The organism is Streptomyces sp. YS-3, assembly GCF_045257485.1.
Taxonomy (GTDB): Bacteria; Actinomycetota; Actinomycetes; order Streptomycetales; family Streptomycetaceae; genus Streptomyces.
Genome location: NZ_JBJHPC010001089.1, coordinates 1 through 950, shown reverse-complemented (window position 1 = coordinate 950; position 950 = coordinate 1). Strand labels below are relative to the sequence as shown.

Sequence of the window (950 nt, the reverse complement as noted above, 5' to 3'; positions counted from 1 at the left end):
GACGCTGGCGCTCCCCGCCCTGCGGCCCGCCCGCGCCGCCGTTCTCGACGAGCTCGTGGAGCTGTGCCTCGCGGACGAGGACAAGGCCCGCGAAGTACTCGGCCTCAGCGAGGGCCTGCGTGGCGAGATCGCCAAGAACGCCGCGCTCCGCACCGCCGGCACCCGCCCCGCCGGGGAGATCTACACCGGCGTCCTCTACGACGCCCTCGGCCTCGCCACCCTCGACCCCGCCGCCAGGCGCCGCGCCGCGAAGTCGCTGCTCGTCTTCTCGGGGCTGTGGGGTGCCGTCCGCGTCACCGACCGCATCCCCTCGTACCGCTGCTCGATGGGGGTGAGGCTGCCGGGGCTCGGCGCGCTGGGGGCGTACTGGCGCGGCGTCATGGACCCGGTCATGACCGAGGCCGCCGGGACCGGTCTCGTCCTCGACCTGCGCTCCTCCGCGTACGCCGCCGCCTGGAAGCCCGGCGGCGAGGTGGCCGGGCGGACCGCGACCGTACGCGTACTGCACTCCCGGACCGTCGACGGCGTCGAGAAGCGCTCGGTCGTCAGCCACTTCAACAAGGCCACCAAGGGACGGCTCCTGCGGGACCTGCTCTCGGACGGCGCCGCCCCCGCCGGCCCGGCGCGGCTCGTGGAGGCCCTGCGCGACCTCGGGTACGTGGTGGAGTGCGCCCCGCCCGCCAAGCCGGGCAAGCCGTGGGCGCTGGACGTGGTCGTGGAGCAGATCCACTGACCCCCGTTGCGCAGGGTGCAACGCTCGTTGCGCCCTGCGACACCCCCCGGCAGGATGCCGGTATGACCTCCGTCCTGGACCTCGCCCCCGTCGTCCCCGTGGTCGTCCTGGACGACGCCGCCGACGCCGTACCGCTCGCGCGGGCCCTCGTGGCGGGCGGGCTGCCGGCCATCGAGGTGACCCTGCGTACGCCCGCCGCGCTCGACGCGATCCGGGC

1 protein-coding gene and 1 pseudogene are annotated in these 950 nt (G+C 75.5%); both read left to right on the top strand.

Going from position 1 to position 950, the window contains the following annotated elements:
• On the top strand, positions 1 to 733 hold a 733-nt coding region (yaaA, locus tag ACJA3G_RS37660), incomplete at its 5' end, for a peroxide stress protein YaaA (RefSeq protein WP_406557497.1).
• A gap of 62 nt (positions 734 to 795) precedes the next feature.
• Positions 796 to 950 (top strand): annotated as a pseudogene (locus ACJA3G_RS37655) (keto-deoxy-phosphogluconate aldolase); the annotation flags it as partial.